Genomic DNA, 25,321 nt, shown 5'->3' with positions numbered 1-25,321 from the left:
AACAACTCCCGCCACGGCCGGATACGCGGCATGCGGCCGACCACCCCTAGATTGTTCCTATGGTTCCGGCCGATCGTTTCGCAGCTGCCTGGCCCGATCCCGCTGCGGAGCGCGACCGGTTCGCGATCCGGGTGGAGATCGCGATCGTCCTGGTCGTCACCTTCGGGACGAGCGGGGCCGGTGCGGCACTGTCGTTGCTGGAAAGCGCGCTGGCACCGGGCGGAATCGGTGGTCAGCAGGTCGCGCTGAATCCCTCCCGGGCCGCCCAGTCGACGATCGATCTGCTGTTTCAGCTGTTGAGCGTCACCCGCCTGATCGGCTGGGGTGCGCTGGGACTGTATCTGTTGTGGCGCAGCGGAATCGGGCCGCGACCGGTCGGGCTGGCGCGGATCCGGTGGCGTGGTGATGTGGTCCCCGGTGTCGTCCTCGCCGCGGTGATCGGGCTGCCCGGACTGGGTCTGTACCTGGCCGCCCACGCGCTGGGCATGAGCGTGACGATCGTGCCCAGTTCACTGCACGACCACTGGTGGCGGTTGCCGGTGCTGGTGCTCTCGGCCGTGGCGAATGCCGTGGCCGAGGAGATCGTCGTCGTCGGCTATCTGATCAGCCGGCTGCGCACGCTCGGCTGGTCGGAGAACCGATCGCTGGCCGCGTCGGCGCTGCTGCGTGGCAGTTATCACCTGTACCAGGGGCTGGGGGGAGGCCTCGGCAACCTGGTGATGGGGGTGATCTTCGGCCGGTACTGGCAGCGGACCGGACGGCTGTGGCCGCTGATCCTGGCACACGCGACGATCGATTCGGTGGCCTACATCGGCTACACCGCCCTGCACGGCCACGTCTCCTGGCTGCCGTGAGATCGCGCCGACCTGCGGAAATCGGCCACGTTCAGCCCTGCGGACGCATTGTGCCGACCGGCACAACGCCCCGGTCAGTACCATCTCGGTGGTGAACGGCGACGACCCCCAGCAGTATCCGCGGACCCGCCGGGTGCCGCCGCCGGCGGGCCCGGACGGTCGACGCATGCCGCCGCCGGACCGGCACGGGCACGATCCGCGCGTCCCGCCCGGTTCCGGGCGGCCGGTACCACCCGGCTCGGGCCGCCCGCCGCATTCGGGCCGTCCTCCCGGTTCGGGACGGCCGCTACCCCCGGGATCGGGTCATCCGCCCGGACGTCCACCGATCGAACCGACCCAGGTCATTCGCCGCGACGGCAACAATCCGCCGCTGGCCTGGTCGCAGGTGCCGAGCAGCCCCGCGCGGCCGCGCGGCAACCCGCCGCCCTACGAACACGGCGGCGAGCCGCCCACCCACGCTCCGACCCAGCGCCCGGTGCCGTACCGGGAAGCACCACCACCACCGCCCCCGGCACGTCCCCGCCGCACCGAGCGCCCGCCGCGCGAACCCCGTGCGCCGCGGGCCCGCCGGAAGCGGCATTGGGGCAGATGGTTGCTGATCCTGCTGCTCATCGTCATCCTGCTGCCGGTCGCCGGGCTGATCTATCTGGATCGCTCACTCCACCGCGTCGACGCACTGGCCGCCTATCCGGACCGCGTCGCGCAGACGGCCGGTACCAATTGGCTGCTCACCGGATCCGATACCCGCGTCGGTCTGACGCCGGAACAGGAGAAGGAACTGTCGACCGGCGACAGCGCCGACGCGGGCGGTGAGCGCAGCGACACCATCATGCTCGTGCACATCCCGAAATCGGGTGCGCCCACCGTGGTGAGCCTGCCGCGCGATTCGTATGTGAGCATTCCGGGCGTCGGCAAGGACAAACTCAATGCGGCGTTTTCCGCCGGTGGCCCGAAATTGCTGGTGCAGACGGTCGAGAACGCGACCGGCCTGCGCATCGACCATTTCGCCGAAATCGGATTCGGCGGTTTCGCCGGCATGGTCGATTCACTCGGCGGGATCGATATGTGCCTGCCCGATGCGATCGACGATCCGAAGGCCGGTATCGACCTTCCGGCCGGATGTCAGCATCTGTCCGGCTCTCAGGCACTCGGGTTCGTGCGGACCCGCGCCACCCCGCGAGCGGATCTGGACCGCATGAACAATCAGCGGCTGTTCCTGTCCGCGCTGCTGGAGAAGGCGACCAGCGCGGGTACGCTCGCCAACCCGTTGAAGGTGTGGCCGCTGGCCCGCGATGTGGCCTCCTCGATGCAGGTCGACAACGGCGATCACATCTGGGATCTCGGCCGGTTGGGCTGGGCGCTGCACGGTAAGACGATCGCCACCACCGTGCCGATCGGCGGCTTCATCGACGAGTCGGGTTCCGGCAACGTGCTGCTGTGGGACAAGGATCGGGCGAGCCGCTTCTTCGATGCGCTGGCACACGACCGGGCGGTCCCGGACGATCTGCTCACCCGGTAGCGTCGGGGTATGTCCGGTACCGGCCCCTTCCCCGACCTGCTGCGCGCGCAGATTCGACGCGAATTCACCGCCTCGCAGCAATATCTCGCCGCGGCCGTCCATTTCGACGCGCAGCGGCTGCCGCAGCTGGCACGTATCTGCTATCTGGGCGCGGAGGACAAACGCGCCCATGCCCTGCGGATGGTGCGGTATCTGCTCGACCGGGATGTCGCCGTCGCGGTCACCGGAACCGACGAGGTGCGCTCGGATTTCGAATCCCCCTCGGCCACCGTGGAATTCCTGCTGGCTCGGGAACGGGAACTGACCGATCACATCACCACGCTGACCCGCACCGCCCGCGATGCGGGGGATTATCTCGGTGAGCAGTTCATCCGCTGGTTCCTCGAGGATCAGCTCGCGGAGGTCGCGCGGCTCACCACCCTGACGGCGGTGTGCGAGCGAGCGGCGGGCAATCTGTTCGACATCGAGGAGTTCGTGGCGCGCGAGATCCCGGCCACACGCACGCCCGACGCCTCCGCTCCGAAACCGGCGGGAATCGCGCGGCGATGAAAATGCGAGGGCGTCCGAAATCGCAGGCAGCCGGCGAATTCCGAAATGCGGCCGAGCCGCTCGGGTAAGGCGCCGGTAACTAAGGCAATACTTGCCTCATTAAGGGTGTACTTGGATGACAGCCGCACTTGACCAGCACTAATGTCGGGCCCATGTCCAGCCACCCCGATTCCTCGCACAGCAAATTTCACGCCCTGCTCCACGATCAGATCCGGCATGAATTCAATGCCGAGCACCAGTACATCGCGATCGCGGTGTGGTTCGACAATGCCGATCTGCCGGTTCTGGCGAAGCACTTCTACGCCCAGGCCATCGAGGAACGTAATCACGCGATGATGATCGTGCGGTATTTCCTCGATCGGGACATGAGCGTCGAACTGTCCGGCGTCGACGCCGCGCGGTCGCAATTCGAGAATGCCCGCGAGCCGATCCAACTGGCGCTGCAGCAGGAGAAGACCGTCACCGAGCAGATAGTCCAATTGGCCAGCACCGCCCGCGAGGAGGGCGATTATCTGGGCGAACAGTTCATGCAGTGGTTCCTGAAGGAGCAGGTCGAGGAGGTGGCGCGGATGACCACGCTGCTCACCGTCGCCGACCGGGCCGGATCGAACCTGTTCGACCTCGAGTATTTCGTCTCCCGCGAGATGAGCGGTCCGAGCGATGCTTCCGGGGCGCCGGCGGCGGCCGGCGGAAATATCTGACGCGAGAGATCGACGAACTCGGCCTGCCGTCCGGCGGGCCGAGTTCGTCGTATGCAGCCGGTGCGGAACGCTTGTCCCGCAGTGGGTTTCGCTAGCGCAGCGTGACCTGGCGCGAGCGCAGTCCGTCGCGCGAGCGCCGCTCCTCCGAGCTCAGCGGCGCGTCGGAGGCCAGCGCCTCGGCCAGGCGGGCACCGAATTCGTGTGCGGGGGTGACCCATTCGCTCGGGTGCCGTTCGCGATCCAGATCGAAGACCGGCACCAGCAGGCCGTGCGTGCGGAACGAACCCGCGAATCGAGAGCCGTCGCCCAGGTGCAGCCCACCCGCGGCGTGCACGCGTGCGAGGGCCAGCATCAGGGCGTCCTCGTCCTCGGGCCGGACCCAGCGCAGATGCGCCTTCTCGCCGGCGTCGACCCACCAGGCCGCGCCCACGGATTCGGCGCCGAGGGCCAGCCGGTCCGACGGCATGATCGCCTGATCGGCCTGGTCGATGGTCGCGGCGACCTGCGGATCCGGCGTGACGCCCTCCGGAACCCACCACTGGAAGTTCTGGTGGACGGTCAGATCCAGATTCGCCTTGGGGTCGATGACCTCCGACAGCGGGGGCACCGCGTCCTGGGCGGCTTCGCTTGCCGCGGTGAGCGATTCGCCGGGTTCGGCGGCCTGCGTCCACAGAATCGCGGCGGCCAGATCGGCGGCCGGATTGTCCGACTGGACCTGCACCTGCGCACCGACGAATCCGGTCGGCTCGTCACCGGCGCGAACCAGGGCGGCGACGGCGCCGGGCAGCACGGTGGCCAGCGTCACCGGGCGCTCGGCGGAGACACCCGCGGCCAGATCGAGGGTCGCGGTCGCCGACGGGACGAATTCGCGGAGTGCGACCAGGTCGCATTCGGCGGCCAGCCCGGCGAAGGGGCGCGTCACGGCCGAAGCGGCCTGCTGTTGCGCCGCACGACGTTCGGCGAGGCGCTGGGCCCGATTACTGTCGGGCTTGGGACTGTTGCGCTTGCTCTTACCCACGAACGCAGAACCTACAGGTTCCCGCGGCCACCGCTGCGCAGGGGCGCACCGAATTGCCGCGGAAGCGCGGACGGAATCCGCCGCGGAGGGCGAACCGATTCCGCCGCCGGGATTTCCCGTTCGATCAGATTCCGTCCAGCACGTTCTTGGTCCGGCCGGGATGGTTGGTCGCGACCCAGCTGACGCCCAGTTCCGCGCACAGTTCGACGTCCTGGGGATCGTCGACGGTCCAGCAGTAGGTGGCGCGTCCGGCGGCGGCGGCCTTGTCGACCAGTTCCGGATGTTCGCGCAGGGTTTTCACCGACGGGCCGACGGCGGTGGCACCGACCGTCGTCGCGGCGCTTCCGCCCAGATACCGCGAGGATTCGCCGAGCAGCACGGTCGGCAACAGCGGCGCGGCCCGGCGGATCCGCCACACCGCGGTGGCGGCGAACGACATCACGACCGCGCGGGAATGGTCGGCCGAGGCCGGTGTGGCGATGCCGAAGCGCTGCAGTTCGGCCAGCACCTTGTTCTCCACCAGCGCGCCGTAGCGGACCGGATGCTTGGTCTCGATGAACAGTTTGGTCGGGCGGCTGCGCCAGTCCAGTACCAGCGTGATCAGCTCACTCAGCGTCAGCACCGGTGCGGGGCTGCCGTTGCCGCCGAAGTCGAGATCCCGCAGCTCGTCGAGGGTCATCTCGCTGACCAGGCCGGTGCCGGAGGAGGTGCGGTCCACCGTGCGGTCGTGCACACAGACCAGATGACCGTCACGAGTCAGCCGGACATCGCATTCGACACCGTCCGCGCCCTCCTCCAATGCCAGCTCGTAGGCGGCGAGGGTGTGTTCGGGACGGGTACCCGACGCACCCCGGTGCGCGACCACGAACGGTGCGCGATTGCCCTGGCTCACTTGGCCATGACCTCCTCCTGTTCGACGCGCTCCGCCTCGGTGTTCTCGGCGCCGGTGCTCTCGGCTTCGGTGTGCTGCGTTTCGGCGTTCCCGGCGGGCGCCCGGTCCGCGGTTTCCACCGCGCCGACCGGATGGACGGGCTCGATCACCGGTACCGCCGGACCGGCCGCGGGCAACCAGCGCTTGGCCGTCCGGATCCGGCCGCGCAGATCACGACCCTCGCACATCCGCAGCACCCACAGCGACAGCACCGCCGCCGCGACCGCGACCAGATCGGTGTAGACCGTGAAGATCACACCGTCGGCTTGGCCCTGCAGCGTATCGGCCGTGCGCCAGAACAGCGACGCAATGACCATCACACCGTTGAGAACCCAGACACACCACCAGATCCGGACCGCGCGCAGCGTGCGCGGGTCACCGCCGAGCTGGCGAGCCAGTTCGGTGAGGAAAACACCCGGCCAGACCAGATTGACCACCGGAATGAGCCCGCCGCACAGCAGCGCCCGCAGGGAGCGGGGATCGCGACGGCCGTTTCCGGCGTAGGCGCTGCGGCGAGCACGGACCAGCCAGCCGAGCAGGCCGACCGCGGTGATCAACGCGCAGATCAGTGCGGCGACCGAGGTCGCGTAGACGGTGAGATCGGAGAAGAACAGCAGCAGCGGCTGGATCAGCCGGGTGCGGTTGCGCAGCAGAATCAGATAGCGGCCGAATTCGGCGACCGCCGAGAGTCCGAACAGGATGACGGTGGCCAGCAGCAGACCGGCGACCCGTTCGGTCAGCCAGTGCAGGACGGCCTGGATCCGGTTCCGCGGCGCGGCGGCGAGGTGCGGCGGCCGGTCCCGCAGTCCCCAGCGCGGAATCTCGGTGTAGCGCGGGGTGGCCGGATCGATCGCGGGCGCCGGACGCGGACGTTCGACCCGCGGGCCGCGCCCCGGCGGGCGGGCCACCCAGCGGTAGTTGCGCCGTTCCGGCGGGGCGTCGACGGGCGCCGGTGACAGCAGCACACCGCGGCAGCGCGGACACCAGTGCATCGGGGCGCCGTGCACCGCCCAGCGGGCGCCGCACCGGGCGCAGGGTTGCACGACCGTACTCACCGGGCTGCTCCCCCTTCCATCCAGTCGACCTTCATCATCGGGTGTGCGGTTGCGTTCGTATTCGACAGCTCGTCAGTAGATTTTCGCCTCGGTATCGCCCGCGCCGATCAGGGGGCGTCCGGCCTGCTGCCAGGCGACCATGCCGCCCACGACCTGGTAGACCTCGAATCCCACGTACGCCAGATACTTCGCGACCTCGATCGAGCGTCCGCCCTGACGGCAGACGACGTAGATGTCGGCGTCGTAGTCCAGTTCGTCCAGGCGTGCGGGCACGTCGATCATCGGGATGTGCAGCGCGGCCGGCGCGTGGCCGAGCTGCCACTCGTCTTCCTCGCGGACATCGAGCAGGATCGCGGACGGGGCGCCGGCTCCGGATCCGGCACCCGCCGACGGTGCGGCGTCGAATTCGGCAGGCAGATCCTGGACCGGCACCGAGGGGATTTCGGAGCTCGTCACAATGGACGATCCTGCCACGTCCCCCGGATCGGCGGGGAGACCCGGCAGTCGATCGCCCGGGTGAACTCCAGGTTTGTTCCGGCCATCCTTACCGTGCCGCACACCCCGGGCACACCGACCTGTGTATATCTCACCCCTAGTTATCCACATAATCCACAACCTCATCCACAGGTTGCGACTTGCGAGACCGGTCGGTTCGCATCAACCGATTCCGGAAAACGGAACGGGGGCCGCTCCGGGACTCCCCTCCTCGGTCCCGGAGCGGCCCCCGCCGCCGCCTGCGGGTCTCCTGCGCTGGTCAACGGCGTATCACCGGCCGCTACGAGAGCCCGACACATACTTGGACGGGGCGGCTGACCGATCGGTTCCCTCGCTTCGGCAAAAAAACGACAACACTAGCGAGAAACCGAAATACCGGGCTCGACGGCGGGGAATCGGTAGCCTGACGCTATGGACGCGAGCAGGGCGTTACTCGACGGATTGGATACGACCGGGCTCAACACCGCACTCGCCGAGGCGACCTGCCTCGGACTCGTGGTCGACGCCGCGGACGGACGACTTCGAATCGAACTGGAGGTACTCACCCTCCCCGGTGACGGGCAGCCCGCCGACAGCCGGGTGACGCTCACACTGTCCGGGGTCAGCCGGGTCGCGGCATCCCTGCGCCAGCAGCGCTGGGACGATCTGGCACCGCGCATCTTCCCGCTCACCCTCGACACCCTCGGGGACGCCATCGCCGGATTCGGCGGCGGCGCCCTGCACGGCTGGGATTTCATCGATGTCGACGACAGTGGCTGGGCGCTGTGGCGCGAGCTGCTGAGTTTCGACACCACGATCAGCGATCGGGTTCCGGCCCACGTCCTCGAGTTCTCCCAGCAGGAGGGCACCGATCCGCGTGAGCTGGATGTGCGGGTCTGGTTCGAGGACGTCACCATCGAGACCGCCGACGGAACTCTGGTCGGGCTCGACGAATTCGTGGCCGGCGCACGGCGCTGGTGGAAGGCACACGACTCGTGCGATCCGCGCACGATGCTGCCCGACGTCGCACCGCCTATGTAGGCGCGGCCCACCGCCGGCGTGGCGGAACTCCGTACCGCGATCCGGGCGAAATCGCGCCGACATGCGTTCAGCGTGAATAAATCTCCGAGCCGGGGCATACCACGGGCGTGCGCCCTCGATCCTGGCCGAGCCGTCGATTTCGGGCCGTGGGAATCTAGGGTGGACCGGACCCGGTTGCATCGAGCGGGTGTACGAATGAAGGTTGGTGTGCTCGACATGACCGGGTACACGCGCCGACATCATGAGGAAGGGACATCGTGGCTGAGTACACGCTGCCAGATCTGGATTACGACTACGGCGCCTTGGAGCCTCACATCTCCGGGCAGATCAACGAGATTCACCACTCGAAGCATCACGCCGCATACGTCGCCGGCGTCAACACCGCGCTCGAGAAGCTGGAAGCCGCGCGCGAGGCCGACGACCACGGTGCGATCTTCCTGCACGAGAAGAACCTGGCCTTCCACCTCGGTGGTCACGTGAACCACTCCATCTGGTGGAAGAACCTGTCCCCCAACGGCGGCGACAAGCCGGTCGGGGACCTGGCCGCCGCGATCGACGACCAGTTCGGATCGTTCGACAAGTTCCGCGCGCAGTTCACCGCTGCCGCCAACGGCCTGCAGGGCTCGGGCTGGGCGGTGCTGGGTTACGACACCCTCGGTCAGAAGCTGCTGACCTTCCAGCTGTACGACCAGCAGGCCAACGTGCCGCTCGGCATCATCCCGCTGCTGCAGGTCGACATGTGGGAGCACGCCTTCTACCTGCAGTACAAGAACGTCAAGGCCGATTACGTGAAGGCGTTCTGGAACGTCGTCAACTGGGCCGACGTGCAGGAGCGCTTCGCCAAGGCCGTCGCTCAGGGCAAGGGCCTGATCTTCGGCTGATATGCCTCTCCGCGACTTCAGGCCATACCCGCCGGGTATGGCCTGAGTTGCGTTTCGGCCGTGTTACCTGCGACTTAGCACTCTGTGGTACTTGTGTGCCAGACATTGTTCGAGTCATTCTCGGGTACTCCTATCGCACGATAGGTCGAGGACGGGCTCGCTCATCGCGGAGCCGCCCCCGTTGACAGTTCGGGAGGCATCCGATGCGTACGAACAATCCGGTCGGGGTCACGCCGTTCCAGGCACGCGGCATACTGCGTGGCTTCGTGATCTCCGGGCGCTGGCCCGATACGACCAAGGAATGGGCACAACTGCTGGCACTCGCGGTGCGGGTGGCGAGCCTGCCCGGCCTGCTGACCACCACGACGGTCTTCGGTGCGCGCGAAGAACTGCCCGACGATCCGCAGCCGGACACCGTCGGACTGGTGGTGGCCGAGGGGCCGGTACTGGGCGAGCAAGCGATCGAACCGGGACGCTTCGCCGATCATGTGCCGCCCGCGTTGATGATGTTGCATCCCCCCTCGGAGACCAATCCGTCGCTGCCCGAATGTGTCGGCGCCGCGTCGGGATGCGTTCTGCTGCCGGGCATTCCGCATCTGGGGCTTGCGCACCGGGCGGCGTGGGTGGAGGCCGAACTCGACGGCACGGTCACCTCGATGGTCAGCCGCGTGGGCGTGGACCCGATCTCGGATCCGGACACCGCGGTGCTGGCCATGCTGCTCGCCGCCTGAGGCCCACGGGCACCCCGGCACCCGCGGCACGGACGTCCGAACGCGGTGCGGAGCCCCGGCGAAACACCTTCGACGGGTACCCGAAACTTTTCGGCCGCATCGCCAAACTTATTGTGCGCATTGCGATTTCGACAACAGATACTTGGCGGCAGCGCGCAGGTAAGGGTAGGCTGAAAGACAGCGAAGGGGAGTAGCCCGCAATCGCATGGTCGACATACTGATCCGCTCGACGGATCCGGCCATCCGAACCGGATTTCCGGTGGGCGAGACCTTCGGCCGACGACAGACCGTTCATACGGGCGTGGTCGGCTGAGGGCGCCCCGTCTTCGGCCGACACGCCGGAGACCTGGGAGCCGATGATGATCGCCGCGATACTACTGAGCTTCGGCGTGCTCTTCGTCGCCGAACTCGGCGACAAATCGCAGCTGATGGCCCTGACCTTCGCATTGCGTTACCGCTGGTGGATCGTGCTGGGCGGTATCACCGTCGCGAGCGTGCTGGTGAATGTAATCGCCGTCGGCGTCGGACATTTCCTCGGCGCGGCCCTGCCCACCGACTTCATCGCACTCTGCACCGGCCTCATCCTGCTGGCGGTGGGCGTGTGGACGCTGTGGGCGGCCCGGCACGAGGAACCCGATCCCGACGAACCCGAGACCGCCGGCCCGGCCTCTCCCGGCCGCGCCTTCCTCATCGTGATCTCGTCGTTCCTGCTCGCCGAACTCGGCGACCGCACCATGTTCGCGACCATCGCCCTGGCCTCGAATCACAGCTGGGTGGCCGTCTGGGTGGGTTCGGTCGCGGGCATGGTCGCCGCCGGCGGTCTCGCCATCGCCATCGGCATCACGGTCGGCAAGCACATTCCGGAGCGGGCGGTCGCCGTCGCGTCCGGCCTGCTGTTCCTGTACATCGGTGCCGCCACCCTGCTCGGCGCGATAGCGCCGGACCTGGGCAAACTCGGCGAGTACTCGATCGCGGCGGTGGTGCCGATGGTCGGCGGCGCGCTGTGGGGACTGCTGGGGCGGTCGAATCGGACCGACGAGGAGCCGGCGGAACCGCATTCGCTGCACGGACGCTGAGCGGCTCGCCGCACAGCGGTCGGCTCAGCCCGGTTCGGCTAGAGCCGACAGATCGTGGGCCAGGTGAGCGGCGGCTTCGCGGAGTTCCGGAGGCTCCAGCACGTCGACCTCGAAGCCGAGGCGGACGATGCGGACCGCGAGCCAGTCCAGGTCGTCGCCGGCCACCACCAGGACCGACCAGCCGTCACGATCGTCTTCGACGCGGCCGACCTGGGGCGGAATCAGGTCGCGTACCCGGGCGGAATCGGCGTGGACGCGGATCCGGGCGAGATAGCGGTAGGGCGCCTCGGCCACCGATCGCTGGACGTAGCCGACCGGATCCGGATGGTCCCGCGGCCGGAACCGCCAGGTCGTGGCACGCACCTCCCGCATGCGGTCGAGGCGGAATGTGCGCCAGTCGTCGCGGTCGATATCGCGGGCCATCAGATACCAGCGGCGGCCGGTGGTGACCATGCGGACCGGTTCGACGGTACGTTCACCGGCGACCCCGTTGCGGCCCGCGTACTGGAAGCGGACCCGGACGGCGTCGCGGCAGGCCCGGGCGAGGGTCATCAGCAGTTCCGCATCGATCTCGATACCCGGGCCGACCATGGTCTCGGTGGCGTCGTGTACCGCGCGCACCTCGGCACGCAATCTGGGCGGCATCACCTGATCGAGCTTCGTCAGCGCCCGTAGCGCCGCCTCACCCGAGCCGGCGACGGTTCCTCCGGTGGCCAGGCGCAGCGACACCGCCGTGGCGATGGCCTCCTCGTCGTCGAGCAGCAGCGGCGGCAGCCGCGTCCCGGCACCCAGTCGGTATCCGCCGCCGACGCCGGCCGTGGCCTGTACCGGATAACCGATCGCGCGCAGTCGTTCCACGTCGCGGCGCACCGAACGGTCGGTGACACCCAGCTCGTCGGCCAGTTCCGTGGCGGTCCACGACGGCCGGCGTTGCAGCAGGGCCAGCAGCCGCAACACCCGTTCGGTGGTCGCCTCGACGGTCATTCGCTCATGGTGACACAGATCGCGGAAGGCATCTGTCCGCTATGCCCGCGAAGCTGTGTCCATGACCGACTGGAACACGCTGCTGCGCGAGCAGATCGACTGGCACTGGACCCACCAGCTCCGCCCCCGGCTCGACGGGCTCACCGACGACGAGTACTTCTGGGAGCCCGTGCCCGGCTGCTGGAATCTGCACCCGCGCGGCACCGGCAACGCACCGATCCAGGGTGGTTCGGGCGCGATGACCATCGACTTCGCCTTCCCGCCGCCGGAGCCGGCGCCGTTCACGACGATCGCGTGGCGGCTCGGGCACGTGATCGTCGGCGTACTCGCCGTGCGCAACGCCTCGCATTTCGGGCGCGCGGCCACCGATTACCATTCGTTCGAGTACGCCGAGACGGCGAAAGGCGCACTGGCCCAGCTCGATTCGGAATATTCCACCTGGCTGGCCGGCATCGGATCGCTGGGTGAGGACGACCTCGACCGTCCGTGCGGTGCGGCCGAAGGGCCCTATGCCGAATTCCCGTTCTCGGCACTGGTTTTGCACATCAATCGTGAACTGATCCACCATCTGGCGGAGGTGTGCCTGCTGCGCGACCTCAACCTGCACCACAACCGACAGGAGGCGAGCTGATGGCCCGCGATGTCCAGATCACCTTCGACTGCGGCGATCCCGCGGAATTGGCCGCGTTCTGGGCCGAAGCCCTCGGCTACCGACTGCAGGATCCACCGCCCGGATTCCGGACCTGGGACGAGGCACTGGCGGCCATGAACGTGCCGCCGGAACGGCGCAACGACGCCTCGGCGTTGATCGATCCCGAGGGCGCCGGCCCGCGGCTGTTCTTCCAGCGGGTGCCCGAAGGCAAGCAGGCCAAGAATCGGGTCCACCTGGATGTACGAGCGGCCCCGGGCCTGACCGGCGACGACCGGATGGCCGCGTTGGAGGCCGAGGCCGAGCGGCTGGTATCCCGCGGTGCGACCAGGCTGCGGCGCTACGAACCCGCTCCCCCGCTCGGCAACGGTCACATCGTGATGGCCGATCCGGAGGGCAACGAGTTCTGCCTCGACTGACCGGGGAGCCCGCGCCGCGACCGGGATGCGGCGGACGACCCGGCTACCACGGGTCGAAATGCTCGCTCGGATCGGTGCGAGGCACGTCGACGCGGTCGGCGGGCGCGTCGCCGAACAGATCGCCGCTGCGGTGGACCAGCTCGAGCATGGGCTCGCGCAGTTCACGCAGACCGTCCAGATCGTCGGCGGCGACGTGGCTGGTGACCATGGCGCTGAGCGCGGCGACCATGGTGCGGCAGGCGAAGCGCTGCTGATCGGTGCGGGCATCGAGGATGTCGGCGACCAGCGATACGAACGATTCCTGCAGTTCCGCGCGGCGCGCGATCGCCTCGGTACCGGCGGCGTAGACCTCGACGAGGAACAGCCGCGCATAGGCCGGTTCGGAAGCCAGCCCGTCGAGGTAGGCATCGAGCAAGGCGCCGATCGGCGGTTCGGCCGCGTGCGAATCGCGGCCGATCTCCGTCCCGGACCGCGCTCGATCGGGGGCTGGGCGATCGGGGGCTGGGCGCAGCGCGTCCTGGATGCGCGCGATCAGCTGTTCCACCGCCCGCTCGTAGGCCGCCTCGAAACAGTCCTCCTTGGAGCGGAACTGCTCGTAGAACGTCTCCCGCGACACTCCCGCACGCTTGATCACCTCCGCGACCGATGTGCCCACATATCCGTGCGCGGCCATCGCGTCTGCCATCGCCGCGAGAATCCGGTCGCGTTGGTCCCGGACGACCGTTTCCCGCGGGATACCGTGCCGGCCCCGAGGTAGCCGGCGGTCCGCGGGGGCCGAGGCGGTCATGTGGCAACTCCATCGTTCGATCGGGTACCGGTTCGCAAACGAAACTAGCTGGTTGTCTTCCATTCTGCGCTGCGCCGGCTTCCCACGCGGCGCACCCCCGGCTGTGACGGCACCCACGCCCGATATGGTGCTGTTGACGGAAGGCCAGTACCCATAGGGCCGTCACTAACGAGAGGACCAAACACCGTGGAGATTTCCGGCTCCGCCGCGATCATCACCGGAGCTGCGTCCGGTCTGGGCGCCGCGACCGCACAACGCTTCGCCGACCAGGGTGCGACCGTATTCGGTCTCGATCTGACTCAGTCGATCGAACGGGCCGGCGACAGCGTCCCCGCCGGTGTCACCCTGATTCCGACCGATGTGACCAGCAACGACGAGGTCGCCGCCGCGGTGGCGAAGGTCGTCGAATCCGGTGTGCCGCCGCGCATCGTGGTCAACTGCGCCGGTGTGGGCTGGGCGGGACGCATCCTGTCCAAGAACGGCCCGCACGATCTGGAGCTGTTCCGGACCGTGATCACCGTGAATCTGCTGGGCACCTTCAACGTGATGCGCCTGGCCGCCGACGCCATCTCCAAGACCGAGCCGGTCGACGAGTACGGCCAGCGCGGCGTCGTGATCAACACCGCGTCGGTGGCGGCGTTCGAGGGCCAGATCGGCCAGATCGCCTACTCCGCCTCCAAGGGCGGCGTGGCCGGTATGACCGTTCCGGCCGCGCGCGACCTGGCCCAGTTCGGCATCCGCGTCAACACGATCGCCCCCGGCATCATCGACACCCCGATGCTGGCCGGCGTCACCGAGGAGTACCGCAAGGGCCTCGAGGCCGGCGTGCCGTTCCCCTCGCGCCTGGGCCGGCCGGACGAGTACGCGCAGCTCGCGCAGTACATCACCGAGCACGACTACCTGAACGGCGAAACCTTCCGTATGGACGGTGCGCTGCGCATGGCGCCGCGCTGACGTCGAGTGAGGCCGGCACGGATTCCCGTGTCGGCCTTTTGCTTCGACGGGCCGCCGGTTGTGAACCATCACAATTTCGGCGGCCCGGTTTCGGGGCGGGTGACCAGGTATTTCTCCCCAGAGGGAATTAACGCTATGTTAAAGCTGATTCTACTGGGTAGTAAGTTCAAAAGGCCAGGTCGTGACGATGCAACTGGGTGACAGAGCACAACGCTCGAGGGCGAGCGGATCGCCGAGACGGCGTGCGGGCGGCTTCCGCCGGATGGTCGCGCTCGGGGCTGCGGCATGTGCGGGGGCGGCGCTCACCGGCGCCGCCGCGGGCACCGCCACCGCCACGCCGGTGAGCGAGTTCTACACTCCCCCGGCACAATTCGCGACCACGCCGGGCTCGGTGATCAAGACCGAGGCGATGCCGGTTTTCGTGGCGCCGCCGGGATTCGGGCCGTGGCCCGCGAACGCGCAGAAGGTGCTGTACACCTCGCAGACCCAGGACGGCGCTCCCACCGCGGTCAGCGGCACCTACCTCGACGCCACCGCCGCCTGGCAGGGCACCGGACCGCGGCCGACCGTCGTGATCGCGCCCGGTACCTCCGGACAGGGCGATCAGTGCGCGCCGTCGGAGGCCTTCGCCACCGGTCTCTACGCCCAGATCACCCCGCCGAGCATCTCCGCCAATCAGGAGGCGGTATCGGCGATGGTGTGGCATGCGCTGGGCGCCCGGGTTTTCGTGACCGACTACATCGGACTGGGCACGCCCGGCGTCCACACCTACGTCAACCGGGTGGAAGAGGCGCACGCCGTTCTCGACGCGGCGCGCGCCGCGAATGCGCTCTCGGGTACCGGAGCGCAGACGCCGCTCGCCTTCTGGGGTTACTCCCAGGGCGGCGGGGCGACCGCGTCCGCGGCGGAGTTGCAGCCGAGCTATGCACCGGAGCTGAACCTGAAAGGGGTGTGGGCCGGCGCGCCGACCGCCGATCTGAGCGCGGTTCTGCAGAAGATCGACGGAAATCTCATCGGTGGTGTGGTCGCCTATGCCCTCAACGGATTCCTCGAACGCTATCCGGATTTGAAACCCGAGGTGGACAAGCGGGTGACGCCGCAGGGCGAGGGCCTGCTCGCGGAACTGCGGGACAGCTGCGTGGGCGATGTCATCCTGAAACATCCGCTCCTGCGCGGCAGTGACTTCACCCGCGACCATCGGCCGATTCTGGACAACCTGCGCGAAGTTCCGGCGGCCATGGACATTCTGAACCGGCAGCGCATCGGCACCCTCAGCCCCACCGCACCGGTTCTGATCACCAGCGGGGTCAACGACGACACCGTGCCCTATCCGCAGGCGCGCCGGCTCGCCGACGACTGGTGCGGCAAGGGTGCCACCGTCACCTTCCGCAGTAACGGTCTCCCGCCGATCCTGCCCGGGATGGCGCTGCCGAACCACTTCGGTCCGGAGATCATCGACGGTTTCAGCCCGAGCGGTGTCATTCCCTATCTGATGGACCGGTTGAACGACAAGCCGGTCGCCGGTTGCACCGTCGACTGATGCGCCGCTGACGGCGGCCCGGTCGAGCACGTGCGTTCACGATCCGAGGCCCGCAAGGAAATTCCTTGCGGGCCTCGGTGTTTCGGTTGTCGTGGTCGGACGGTCCCGCCGAGTCAGACGGACTTGGTGAGGCGGTCGGCCAGGAGCCGGGCGAAGTGGGCCGGGTCTTTCAATTCGCCACCTTCGGCCAGAACCGCTGTGCCGTAGAGCAATTCGGCCGTCGCGCCCAGATCCTCGGACTCCTTGTCCTTGGCGTACGCATCGCGCAGGCCGGTGACCAGCGGGTGCTCCGGGTTGAGCTCCAGAATCCGCTTGGATTCCGGGAGCGCCTGGCCGGACGCGCGGTACATCCGCTCCAGCTGCGGGGTGAAGTCGAAGACATCACCGACGACACAGGCCGGGGAGGTGGTCAGGCGGGAGGACAGGCGGACCTCCTTGACGCTGTCGCTCAGCGTCTCCTGCAGCCACTTCAGCACCTCGCCGAAGTCCTTCTCCTGCTGTTCGCGCAGCTGTTCGGAGGCCTTCTTCTCCTCCTCGGTCTCCAGATCGACCTCGCCCTTGGCGATCGACTGGAACGGCTTGCCGTCGAAGTCCGGCACCGAGCCGACCCACATCTCGTCGACCGGGTCGGTGAGGATCAGCACCTCGAGACCCTTGGCCTTGAAGGCCTCCATATGCGGGGAATTCTCGATCTGCTGCCGGGATTCACCGGTCATGTAGTAGATCTGGTCCTGGCCCTCGGCCATGCGCTCCACGTACTGCGCGAGCGTGGTCGGCTCGGAATCGGAGTGCGTCGAGGCGAAAGACGAGACCTGCAGGATGGTTTCGCGGTTGTCGAAGTCGGAGAGCAAGCCCTCCTTGAGAACTCGGCCGAATTCGTTCCAGAAGGTCTGGTACTTCGACTCTTTCGCGGTGGCGTCGTCGGAGCCGGATTCGGCCGATTCGGCGCTCTGCAAATCCTTGATCGTCGAGAGCACCTTGCGGACCAGGCGCTTGCGGATCATCTGAATCTGCCGGTCCTGCTGCAGAATCTCGCGCGAGACGTTCAGCGACAGATCCTGCGCGTCCACCACACCCTTGACGAAGCGCAGATACTCCGGCATCAACTCTTCGCAGTTGTCCATGATGAACACCCGGCGCACGTAGAGCTGCACGCCGCGCTTGTGCTCGCGCATGAACAGATCGAACGGCGCGCGCGACGGGATGAACAGCAGCGCCTGATATTCGAACGTGCCCTCGGCCTTGAGCGGGATGATCTCCAAGGGATCGTCCCAGGCATGCGAGACGTGCTTGTAGAACTCCTTGTACTCCTCGTCGGAGACGTCGCTGCGCGGGCGCGTCCACAGCGCCTTCTGCGAATTGAGCGTCTGCTCCTCGAGGATGGTCTTTTCCTGCTTCTCCTCGCCCTCACCCTCGGTGACGGTGCGCTCCACCTGCATCCGAATCGGCCAGGAGATGAAGTCCGAGTACTTCTTGACGATCTCGCGGAGCTTCCACTCCTGCGTGTAATCGAAGAGGTGATCGTCCTCGTCCGCGGACTTCAGATGCAGCGACACCGCGGTGCCCTGGGGCGCCTCGTCGAGGGTTTCGATGGTGTAGGTCGAGCTGCCGGCCGCGGACTCCCAGCGGGTCCCCTCGGACTCACCGGCGCGGCGGGTGGTCAGCGTGACCTTGTCGGCCACCATGAAGGTCGAGTAGAAGCCGATACCGAACTGGCCGATGAGGTCTTCGGAGCTCACCGCGCCCTCGCCGCTCTTGGATTCCAGCAGCTGGCGGCGCAGTTCCGCGGTGCCCGACTTGGCCAGGGTGCCGATGAGATCGACCACCTCGGCGCGCGACATGCCGATGCCGTTGTCGCGGACGGTCAGCACCCGGGCGTCCTTGTCGACCTCGAGTTCGATATGCAGATCCGAGGTGTCGACCTCGAGATCCTTGTCCCGGAACGACTCGAGCCGCAGCTTGTCCAGCGCGTCCGAGGCGTTCGAGATCAATTCCCGCAGGAAGGTGTCCTTGTTCGAGTAGACCGAGTGGATCATCAGTTCCAGAAGCTGATGGGTCTCGGCCTGAAACTCCAGTTGTTCGACGTGATCGGTCACGTGCAGATATTACGACGGACCGCGGGTGGCTCGCGAAAGTCGGTCATCGCGGGAACCTCCGCGTCGGCACTGTGCGCCCGCGGTTGCGCGGGCGCCATCCATTCGCGCAACACCTGGGTGGCGCGGACGTCGTCCTCGTTGTATTCCAGCAGGCGGGTGCGCTGCGACAGATCGGGTGCACCGTCGTATCCGACCGCCAGGCGATACCAGCTCATCGACGCCTCGCCGCCCGCCTCGGGGTCGCGCCAGCCGAATCCGGCGACCGGGGCGATCTTCTTGAGCCCCTTGCCGTTCGGGCAGATGAACTGCTCAGACACCGCCTGGAACATATCCACCCACTGCGGGCTGTCGACGAAGGCGCGGACCTCGGCCTCGGTGGGCACGCCGGGCCGTCCGGCGAATCGGCGCGCCGATTCGTAGAGCCACTTGTCCTCGGCCGTGCGCGAATAGCAGTAGGCGGCGAACGTCTTGCCCGCCGCGGCCGCGTCGGCGCGCACCGCCATCAGCCAGGTCCAGAATTCGGCGAACGAGCGCGCCTCATCGGCGGTCGGCAGCGGGTCCCAGGTGAAGAAGGGGCGATACACCCCGTCGAGCAGGGTCCCCCACAGGTACGCGCCGTACTCCTGATAGCTCTCCAGATCGACGTCGACCTCGACGTCGGCCCGGGTGACCCGCACCCGGTCCACGCGGCGGACCAGTGGCGCGCCCGAGATCCAGGCACGCGCGGTCACGACCGTCTCGGCGAACGGCTCGTACTGCCAGTCCTCGGGTTCCTCGGCGGTCCACTCGGCCAGGTCGTCGATGGTCTGCACGCCGTGGCGGCGCAGCAGTTCGGCGCGTGAGCCGGGTGCGACGAGGCTGACGTCGCGGTGGGCCGCCAGCCAGCCCTCACAGCTCACCGCGGGCGGTTCGGTGATATCCGGACGCTCACCGCCGGTCACACTCGGCGCCCGCGTCCACCACGGGCACTGCCGGCATTCCGGCACCTTGGACGGAACGGTCGGCAGCTCACCGCGCACCACCGCGATGCGGTCGGCATAACGCCGGTCGTACTCGTCGAGCACCGGGGCCAGATCGTGCACCAGGATCCGGTCGAAGTGATAGCCGATGGCCCCGCCGACCAGCGCCGGACTGGCCAGCCCGTGCCGCTGCAACATGCGGTAGAGATGGGCCAGCCGCTGCTGGTCGCGCGGTTGGGTGCGGACCCGGACGTGCCGGTCGGGGCGCGGATCCCAGCGGTACAGGTCGGAGGTGGTGGGATGGAAATCTGCCGGATCCGGCTGGCGCGGGTCGGTCACCTTGTGGTTGACCACGATGATCGGGATGTAACCGCCGCGGTCGGTATCGCGCAACAGGATCTCGCAGCCGCCACGGCGGCCGGTATCGGCCTCCTGCGGTAGCAACGCGCCCCAAATGTACCGCGCCCCTTCCGAACACGCGCGCAGCGTGTCCTCGGCGCGGCCGCTCGCGTGCTGATCCGGGTCGATGATCACCCATGCCTGCGGATCGGCGGCGACGAGTGTGTCGCGAACCTTCGAGCGATGCGCGGTGGCGGCGTCGCGGCGCTGTTTGACACCCGCGTCCTCCGGCACCCCCAGCAGCCGTTCCGGATGGGTCGCGTCCAGATGCAGCCGGTGCCGGCAGCCGACCAGCGCGCGGGCGTCGACATAGGCGATGCGCGGTGGGCGCTCGCCGGGCCCGGCGGGCGCCGACAGGTCCGCCGGGCCGGCCGGAGCACTCGCCGTACCGGCCGAAACCTGCTGCGCCCGTTCCACTTCGGCGGGCACCACGACGGTTCGTCGAGCAGCAGCCCGCCGCTCGTCGCCTCCGCCGTCCTCCTCGCGACCGTCTGGGTCGCCGCTGCCCGAATACACGCTAAGCAGTATGGTCCCTACCTCCGACACTCCCGCGAACCGCCTGCGTGCCGGGCGTACGCGGAGCCGCTACCTCGGCACTCACGCGGCCGGCGAGCCCGGATCGGCCCGCGCCCCGACCGCGCACCGGCCGCCGCGACGGCGCCCTCGGGTGCGCATCCCGCTACAGTTGGCGCAAACCGTGTGGCATGTGGGTATATCAGCATGACGGAACTTCGTGACGGAGGGCTTTCGATGGGGTTGTTCACCAAGCGCAAGCGGCGTGCGGACCGCAAAGCCGAGGCGAAAGCCCTCAAGCACAAGGCCGCGATGGAGGCCAAACTCGGCGCCCGCAACGAACGCAAACGCCAGCGCGCCGAACTCCGCACCCAGCGCGAGGTGGCGAAGGCACAGATCGCGGCATTGAAGGCCGAGGAGAAAGCCGCCCTCAAGACCGCCGAACGCGCCGACCGGGAACTGCTCACCGCGAGCCAGGTGAAGAAGTATCTGGGCGTGGCGCGGGTGCTGGTGCCGGTGCTGGCGCCGCTGGCCTACCGGGCCGCCACCTTCGTCCGCGGCCAGATCGACACCCGCCGCGCCCACCGGCTGGGTATCGGCCTCGGCGAGCTGGGCAACTTCACCGGCCACGGCGCCCGACTGCAGGCCCGCATCACCGGCGTCGAATCGACCCTGGCCGGTATCGAGAACTCCGGTGACAAGAGCGGCGAGACGCAGAAGTTCGTGGCCGCCACCCGCGACCGGCTCGCCAGCCTGTCCGCGGCCGTGCGCACCGCCGAGCAGATGCCCGCGCCGCGCCGCCGGGCGGTGCACAACTCCATCTCGCACGAACTCTCCGGCGTCGAAGCCGATATCCTCGCGCGCCTCGGCGTGCACTGACCGACCGTTTCGCCATGCTGCCTCGTGCCCGGCCCGCGACCGGATCCCCGCCGTCCCGGCGAGCGGTCCGGCGGCCGGGCATCGATGGACTCCGGGGCGGCCTGGTCGGTATGGCGGTGGTGGTCCTCGCGACCGCCGCGCACGGCTGGGCCGACGGCGGCTATCCCGGCTCGGCGACGCTGGCGCTGCTCCTGGTGAGCGCGACGGTCGCCGGAACCTTCGCCTCGATGCTGCCGGCCGCCGGCGGCGCGTGGGGCCGGACCGGCGTCCTGGCGGCACTCGGTGGCGGACAGGCGGTTTCCCATATCGCGCTGAGTCTGCTGCCCGCCCACGGGCCGAGTGAAACATCGTGCGGGAGCGGCCTTTCCGGCCCGACGTCGATCTTCCCGAGCGGCTGGATGACGCTGGCGCACACGCTCGCGACCGTGACCTGTGCCGCGCTCATCGTGGCCGTGGAACGTCTGTACGCCGCTGTCTCGCACTCGGTCCGGGCCGTCACGACCCGGCCGCTGCCGCCGGTGGATATCGCCACACCCCGGTGGCGAAGCTCCGTGCCGCCACCGTGGCAGCAATGGCGCGCCGGTGCCCTCGGCTCCCGCGCACCGCCGGTACTCGCCTGAACCGCTCCCCGACCACAGGCAATTCCCCCGGCAAATCGCCGAGTACCGAGAAAGTCATCCAACGTGAGCTCACGCATGTCCACCTCCCTGTCGCGCGCCCTGGTCGCGACCGGCGCCGCCGCAGGTCTGGCCCTGCTCGCCTCCGGCACCGCGGCCGCGCACGTCACCGCCGACGCGCCCGGCGCGGCCCAGGGCGGTTACGCCGTCATCACCTTCCGCGTGCCGACCGAATCGGCGACCGCGTCGACCACCAAGCTGACCGTCGCGCTGCCGCAACTGTCCGCGGCCCGCACCGAACCCGTCGCGGGCTGGACCGCCAAGACCGAGAAGAACGACAAGAACCAGTTCACCTCCGTGACCTGGACCGCGAACCCGGGTAATCCCGGCATCACCCCCGAACAGTTCCAGCGCTTCGCCCTGGCGGTCGGTCCGCTACCGAAGCAGGACAAGATCAGCTTCCCGGCCACCCAGACCTACAGCGACGGCAAGGTCGTCAACTGGAACGAGCCCATGCCCGCCGGCGGCGACGAACCCGAGCATCCCGCACCGAGCGTCACGCTGGCGGCCGCCGGATCCGATCACGACCACGCGGCCGGCATGTCGAGCGACACCGACAGCGACGAGTCCGATTCCGACAACACCGCGCGCTGGCTGGGCGGTATCGGACTGGTGCTCGGCGCCCTCGGCGCCGCGCTCGGACTCGGCAGCCTGATCCGGAGCCGGCGCGCATGATGCGCCGCATACTGTTCGCCCTGGTCGGTGCGCTGGCGCTGGGCGGACTGACGATCGCGGTCGCCGGCCCGGCCGCCGCGCATTCGACGGTGGTATCCACCGACCCCGCCGACGGCGCGAAACTCGCGTCCGGCCCGGCGCGGGTCAGCATCACCTTCAACGAGAATCTGCAGCCGAGCTTCCCGTCGCTGACCGTCGTCGGCCCGGACGGGAATCTGTGGTCGAAGGGCAAACCGGTGGTGGACGGGCCGACCGTCAGCGTCGAGGTCGGTGACCTCGGCCCGGCCGGCACGTACACGATGGCGTACCGCGTCACCTCCGCCGACGGACATCCGGTCAGCGGCACCCGCACCTTCGAGCTGACCACGCCCGGGCACGGGACACCGGGGGCCAAGGCCGACGCCAAGAGCAGCTCCGGTGGTGACGGTGATTCCGGTGGCGTTCCGCTGTGGGTGTTCATCGTGGCCGCGGTCGTCCTGTTCGGCGGTGGATTGGCGTTCGCGCTGTTCGGCGGTCGCTCCCGACGGCCGGGCAGCGGCGGCAAACCATGAGGCCGGGGACGGCCGGCAGCAGATCGACCGCACTGCGTTACGCACTGCTGCTGGTCGTCCCGGCCGCCCTCGTCGGGGTCGCCGCCGGATGGGCGCTCGCCGCACCCGATCCGGTACAGGCCGAGGCGCCGGTACGCACCCTGGCCGACGGGCTGGGCGCGACGGTTCTCGGCCTCGCGGCTCTGCCGCGCCTGCACGACCGGCTGCGGCCCGCGTGGCGGCTGCTGGCCGTGTTCGGCGGGCTCTGGACGCTCGCGGAATTCGTACTGCTGTCCACCGAGGCCGCCGAGGTGGTCGGGGTCCCGCTGAGCCGGTTGCGCGCCGCCGATTTCGGCGACTACGTCGCGCATGTCAGCGGCGGCCAGATCGGCATCGCCGTACTGATCGGCACCGCGGCGGTCGCCTGCTACAGCACGCTGGCCTTCCGGCGACCGGAGCGCGCGAGCGCCGATCTGGTGCTGGTCTTCGCCGCGGTGACGCTGGTGCTGCGGCCGATCACCGGCCATATGTCACAGCAGACGCTCGGCTCGGTCCTGGCCGCGGTGCACGCTCTCGCCGCGGCCGCCTGGTTCGGTCTGCTGCTGGCGCTGGCACTGGTGGTGCGCACCCGCGGTGAATGGGCGGTGATCCTGCCGCGCTATTCGGGCTGGGCGCTGCCCGCGGTGGCGGCGGTGACGGTGACCGGCGTGGTCAACGGGCTGGTCCGCGTCGGCGATCCGGTGGCGCTGCTCGACACCGGGTACGGCCGCATCCTGCTCGCGAAGACGGTCATGGCTCTCGCGCTGCTCGGGCTCGGCTGGTGGTGGCGGCGCAGCTGGGTTCCGGTGGCCACCGACCATCGGATGAGTGCGGACGACTCGCTGCGCCGGGCACTGATCGAGGTGGTGGTGATGGCGGCGGTGTTCGGTCTGGCGGCGACCCTGTCGGTGACGGCCTGAGTCCGAGCCCGGACCGGATAGGCCCTGCGAACTGGAGTGATAGCAATTACATCCGGTCCGGGCCGGACTGCAACACGTTACGGTTACTGCATGACCGCAGTGAAGATCGTGGCCGATTGCGCCGCGCCGGCCGAGACCGCGTTCGACTACGTCAACGACTATCGCCATCTTCCGGAATTCGTCACCGAGGTCCATTCCTTCCGCCCGATCACCGATCAGGTGGCCGGGCTGGGCGCGACGTTCGACACCGAGATCAAACTGGGCCCCGCATCACTGACCTCCCGGTTGCAGATCGTGCGCTGGGAGAAGAACGTCGCGATCGCGGTGAAGGCCGTGACCGGATTCGAGATCGAATCGACCTTCCTGTTCCATCCGCGTGGCGAGCGCGACTGCACGGTGGACGCCATCGTGGAGTACCGGGTACCGGGCGGGCTCGCGGGCAAGGTACTGGGTAAGACCATCGAGCCGTTCGTGAAGATGTCGGTCAAACACACCACCCACAACCTGACGACCAAGATCGCGGAGTATCAGCGCACCCTCGACAGTTGATCCGGGCCGGTGCCCGCGGCGGGCGGCCGAGGTCTCAGGATTCGATCACCGCCCGCATGGCAAGCTTATTTGGTGACCGATTCAGCAAACTCAGTGGCAACCGCCGACCTCGCCGATGAGATCGGCCCCGAGATTCGTAGCTGCGACACGCAATTCACGCAGTTCGGCGGCAATCCGGTGTTCAGCGGACGCATCGTCACCATTCGCTGCTTCCAGGACAATCTGTTGGTCAAGCAGACTCTCAGCGAACCCGGTGAAGGACGTGTGCTGGTCGTCGACGGCGGTGCGAGCATCCACACCGCCCTCGTCGGTGACGTGATCGCCGGACGCGGCGTCGACAACGGCTGGTCCGGTGTCGTCGTCAACGGCGGCGTGCGCGATTCGGCGATTCTGCGCACTCTGCCCATCGGCATCAAGGCGCTGGGCACCAATCCCCGCAAGAGCACGCAGACCGGATCCGGCGAACGCGACGTGCCGGTCGAATTCGGCGGCGTCACCTTCGTTCCGGGCGAGATGCTCTACAGCGATCACGACGGGGTCGTCGTCCGCGCGGAATGAATCACCGATCGCCGCCGGGCCGGAAGGCCCCGCGCCTGCCGGACTATCCGCCTGCCACCCGCACGCGGTGGCCGGCCAGTTCGACCACGTCTCCGGCATGGAGCTGGCGGCCCCGCCGTAGTTCCACCTCTTCGTTGACGCGCACGAGCCCGGCGGCGATCACCGTCTTGGCCTCCGACCCGCTGTCGATGAGATTGGCCAGCTTCAGGAATTGCCCGAGTCGAATGACTTCGTCTTCGATCGGCACATCGACTGGATCCGACATGGGTTACATCTTTACCGCCGCGCCCGACGGGCCGCACGCCGCCCCCGTCGCGACGGATACCGGGGTCCGGCGAAAGGATCGAATATGACCGTGCACGAG

The 25,321-nt window shown here is 68.4% G+C and carries 28 protein-coding genes; 19 read left to right on the top strand and 9 right to left on the bottom strand.

The features are described 5' to 3' along the window. The first annotated feature begins 59 nt into the window (after positions 1-59). The 4 genes from NK1_RS17375 to NK1_RS17360 all read left to right on the top strand — a co-directional run bounded on the left by NK1_RS17375 (position 60) and on the right by NK1_RS17360 (position 3,623). A complete protein-coding gene (locus NK1_RS17375) occupies positions 60-854 on the top strand; it encodes a CPBP family intramembrane glutamic endopeptidase (protein ID WP_063009905.1) in 795 nt (264 codons plus the stop codon). A 91-nt stretch (positions 855-945) separates the two neighbouring features. After that, complete coding sequence (locus tag NK1_RS17370) at positions 946-2,373, top strand: LCP family protein (protein ID WP_439955945.1); 1,428 nt, start codon at positions 946-948, stop codon at positions 2,371-2,373. A gap of 9 nt (positions 2,374-2,382) precedes the next feature. Further along, positions 2,383-2,922 carry a ferritin gene (locus NK1_RS17365; protein WP_063009902.1) on the top strand — a complete coding sequence of 180 codons (540 nt, stop codon included), beginning with the start codon at positions 2,383-2,385 and terminating at the stop codon, positions 2,920-2,922. 152 nt (positions 2,923-3,074) lie between these two features. Further along, on the top strand, positions 3,075-3,623 hold the full coding sequence (locus tag NK1_RS17360; protein WP_063009900.1) for a ferritin: 549 nt from the start codon (positions 3,075-3,077) through the stop codon (positions 3,621-3,623). Between the two features lie 91 nt (positions 3,624-3,714). On the opposite strand, the gene NK1_RS17355 is transcribed toward NK1_RS17360, so the two are convergent. The 4 genes from NK1_RS17355 to NK1_RS33835 all read right to left on the bottom strand — a co-directional run bounded on the left by NK1_RS17355 (position 3,715) and on the right by NK1_RS33835 (position 7,083). Then, entirely contained in the window at positions 3,715-4,641 is a 927-nt protein-coding gene (locus NK1_RS17355; RefSeq protein WP_063009898.1) for a DUF5926 family protein, read from the bottom strand. A 124-nt stretch (positions 4,642-4,765) separates the two neighbouring features. Beyond that, on the bottom strand, positions 4,766-5,533 hold the full coding sequence (locus tag NK1_RS17350) for a glycerophosphodiester phosphodiesterase (RefSeq protein ID WP_036496965.1): 768 nt from the start codon (positions 5,531-5,533) through the stop codon (positions 4,766-4,768). Beyond that, positions 5,530-6,627: a DUF4328 domain-containing protein gene (locus NK1_RS17345; protein ID WP_245660611.1), complete on the bottom strand. Its 1,098-nt coding sequence runs from the start codon at positions 6,625-6,627 to the stop codon at positions 5,530-5,532. Before NK1_RS17345 ends, NK1_RS17350 begins: the two co-directional genes overlap by 4 nt. Before the next feature lie 72 nt (positions 6,628-6,699). Further along, positions 6,700-7,083, bottom strand: a complete 384-nt coding sequence (locus NK1_RS33835) for a rhodanese-like domain-containing protein (RefSeq protein ID WP_245660610.1) — start codon at positions 7,081-7,083, stop codon at positions 6,700-6,702. Between the two features lie 450 nt (positions 7,084-7,533). Here NK1_RS33835 and NK1_RS17335 point away from each other — a divergent pair, with 450 nt between their 5' ends. The 4 genes from NK1_RS17335 to NK1_RS17320 all read left to right on the top strand — a co-directional run bounded on the left by NK1_RS17335 (position 7,534) and on the right by NK1_RS17320 (position 10,830). Beyond that, a complete protein-coding gene (locus NK1_RS17335; protein WP_063009896.1) occupies positions 7,534-8,142 on the top strand; it encodes a hypothetical protein in 609 nt (202 codons plus the stop codon). Positions 8,143-8,399: 257 nt separating this feature from the next. After that, the gene (locus NK1_RS17330) at positions 8,400-9,023 is read left to right on the top strand and encodes a superoxide dismutase (protein WP_036496963.1); all 624 of its coding nucleotides are present in this window, start codon (positions 8,400-8,402) and stop codon (positions 9,021-9,023) included. 203 nt (positions 9,024-9,226) lie between these two features. Further along, entirely contained in the window at positions 9,227-9,754 is a 528-nt protein-coding gene (locus NK1_RS17325; RefSeq protein ID WP_063009894.1) for a hypothetical protein, read from the top strand. 356 nt (positions 9,755-10,110) lie between these two features. Beyond that, positions 10,111-10,830: a TMEM165/GDT1 family protein gene (locus NK1_RS17320; protein WP_245660609.1), complete on the top strand. Its 720-nt coding sequence runs from the start codon at positions 10,111-10,113 to the stop codon at positions 10,828-10,830. A 24-nt stretch (positions 10,831-10,854) separates the two neighbouring features. On the opposite strand, the gene NK1_RS17315 is transcribed toward NK1_RS17320, so the two are convergent. Further along, a complete protein-coding gene (locus NK1_RS17315; protein ID WP_063009892.1) occupies positions 10,855-11,814 on the bottom strand; it encodes a helix-turn-helix transcriptional regulator in 960 nt (319 codons plus the stop codon). 61 nt (positions 11,815-11,875) lie between these two features. Between NK1_RS17315 and NK1_RS17310 the strand changes: the two genes are divergently transcribed. Next, on the top strand, positions 11,876-12,445 hold the full coding sequence (locus NK1_RS17310; protein ID WP_063009890.1) for a DinB family protein: 570 nt from the start codon (positions 11,876-11,878) through the stop codon (positions 12,443-12,445). Further along, entirely contained in the window at positions 12,445-12,882 is a 438-nt protein-coding gene (locus NK1_RS17305; RefSeq protein ID WP_063009888.1) for a VOC family protein, read from the top strand. Before NK1_RS17310 ends, NK1_RS17305 begins: the two co-directional genes overlap by 1 nt. A gap of 43 nt (positions 12,883-12,925) precedes the next feature. On the opposite strand, the gene NK1_RS17300 is transcribed toward NK1_RS17305, so the two are convergent. Continuing rightward, entirely contained in the window at positions 12,926-13,567 is a 642-nt protein-coding gene (locus NK1_RS17300; RefSeq protein ID WP_245660608.1) for a TetR/AcrR family transcriptional regulator, read from the bottom strand. 288 nt (positions 13,568-13,855) lie between these two features. Here NK1_RS17300 and NK1_RS17295 point away from each other — a divergent pair, with 288 nt between their 5' ends. Further along, entirely contained in the window at positions 13,856-14,623 is a 768-nt protein-coding gene (locus tag NK1_RS17295) for an SDR family NAD(P)-dependent oxidoreductase (RefSeq protein ID WP_036496958.1), read from the top strand. Between the two features lie 187 nt (positions 14,624-14,810). Beyond that, a complete protein-coding gene (locus NK1_RS17290) occupies positions 14,811-16,163 on the top strand; it encodes a lipase family protein (protein WP_063009884.1) in 1,353 nt (450 codons plus the stop codon). Positions 16,164-16,276: 113 nt separating this feature from the next. Here the strand turns inward: NK1_RS17290 and htpG are convergent, their stop codons facing one another. Continuing rightward, positions 16,277-18,259 (bottom strand): molecular chaperone HtpG, encoded by a 1,983-nt coding sequence (htpG, locus tag NK1_RS17285; protein ID WP_063009882.1) that lies wholly within the window; start codon positions 18,257-18,259, stop codon positions 16,277-16,279. Beyond that, positions 18,256-19,974: a TM0106 family RecB-like putative nuclease gene (locus NK1_RS17280; RefSeq protein ID WP_063009995.1), complete on the bottom strand. Its 1,719-nt coding sequence runs from the start codon at positions 19,972-19,974 to the stop codon at positions 18,256-18,258. The genes htpG and NK1_RS17280 overlap by 4 nt, the downstream gene beginning before the upstream one ends. Before the next feature lie 393 nt (positions 19,975-20,367). On the opposite strand from NK1_RS17280, the gene NK1_RS17275 reads away from it, so the two are divergent. The 7 genes from NK1_RS17275 to rraA all read left to right on the top strand — a co-directional run bounded on the left by NK1_RS17275 (position 20,368) and on the right by rraA (position 24,957). Further along, positions 20,368-21,009 (top strand): DUF6474 family protein, encoded by a 642-nt coding sequence (locus NK1_RS17275; protein ID WP_063009880.1) that lies wholly within the window; start codon positions 20,368-20,370, stop codon positions 21,007-21,009. Between the two features lie 14 nt (positions 21,010-21,023). Continuing rightward, positions 21,024-21,629 (top strand): hypothetical protein, encoded by a 606-nt coding sequence (locus tag NK1_RS17270; RefSeq protein ID WP_157104321.1) that lies wholly within the window; start codon positions 21,024-21,026, stop codon positions 21,627-21,629. 75 nt (positions 21,630-21,704) lie between these two features. Beyond that, a complete protein-coding gene (locus NK1_RS17265) occupies positions 21,705-22,361 on the top strand; it encodes a YcnI family copper-binding membrane protein (RefSeq protein WP_063009875.1) in 657 nt (218 codons plus the stop codon). Next, a complete protein-coding gene (locus NK1_RS17260; RefSeq protein WP_084461093.1) occupies positions 22,358-22,912 on the top strand; it encodes a copper resistance CopC family protein in 555 nt (184 codons plus the stop codon). The genes NK1_RS17265 and NK1_RS17260 overlap by 4 nt, the downstream gene beginning before the upstream one ends. Further along, on the top strand, positions 22,909-23,850 hold the full coding sequence (locus NK1_RS17255) for a CopD family protein (RefSeq protein WP_063009871.1): 942 nt from the start codon (positions 22,909-22,911) through the stop codon (positions 23,848-23,850). Before NK1_RS17260 ends, NK1_RS17255 begins: the two co-directional genes overlap by 4 nt. A 90-nt stretch (positions 23,851-23,940) precedes the next feature. After that, on the top strand, positions 23,941-24,399 hold the full coding sequence (locus NK1_RS17250) for an SRPBCC family protein (RefSeq protein WP_063009869.1): 459 nt from the start codon (positions 23,941-23,943) through the stop codon (positions 24,397-24,399). 72 nt (positions 24,400-24,471) lie between these two features. Further along, complete coding sequence (rraA, locus tag NK1_RS17245) at positions 24,472-24,957, top strand: ribonuclease E activity regulator RraA (protein WP_063009866.1); 486 nt, start codon at positions 24,472-24,474, stop codon at positions 24,955-24,957. A gap of 43 nt (positions 24,958-25,000) precedes the next feature. Here the strand turns inward: rraA and NK1_RS17240 are convergent, their stop codons facing one another. Further along, positions 25,001-25,222, bottom strand: coding sequence for an RNA-binding S4 domain-containing protein (locus NK1_RS17240; RefSeq protein ID WP_063009864.1), 222 nt, complete (start codon positions 25,220-25,222; stop codon positions 25,001-25,003). Positions 25,223-25,321: the final 99 nt, after the last annotated feature.

The organism is Nocardia kruczakiae NBRC 101016 (genome assembly GCF_001612965.1).
In the GTDB taxonomy this organism is placed as follows: Bacteria; Actinomycetota; Actinomycetes; order Mycobacteriales; family Mycobacteriaceae; genus Nocardia; species Nocardia kruczakiae.
Note: the sequence above shows the minus strand (reverse complement) of the source record. Positions and strands in the feature narration are given on the sequence as shown.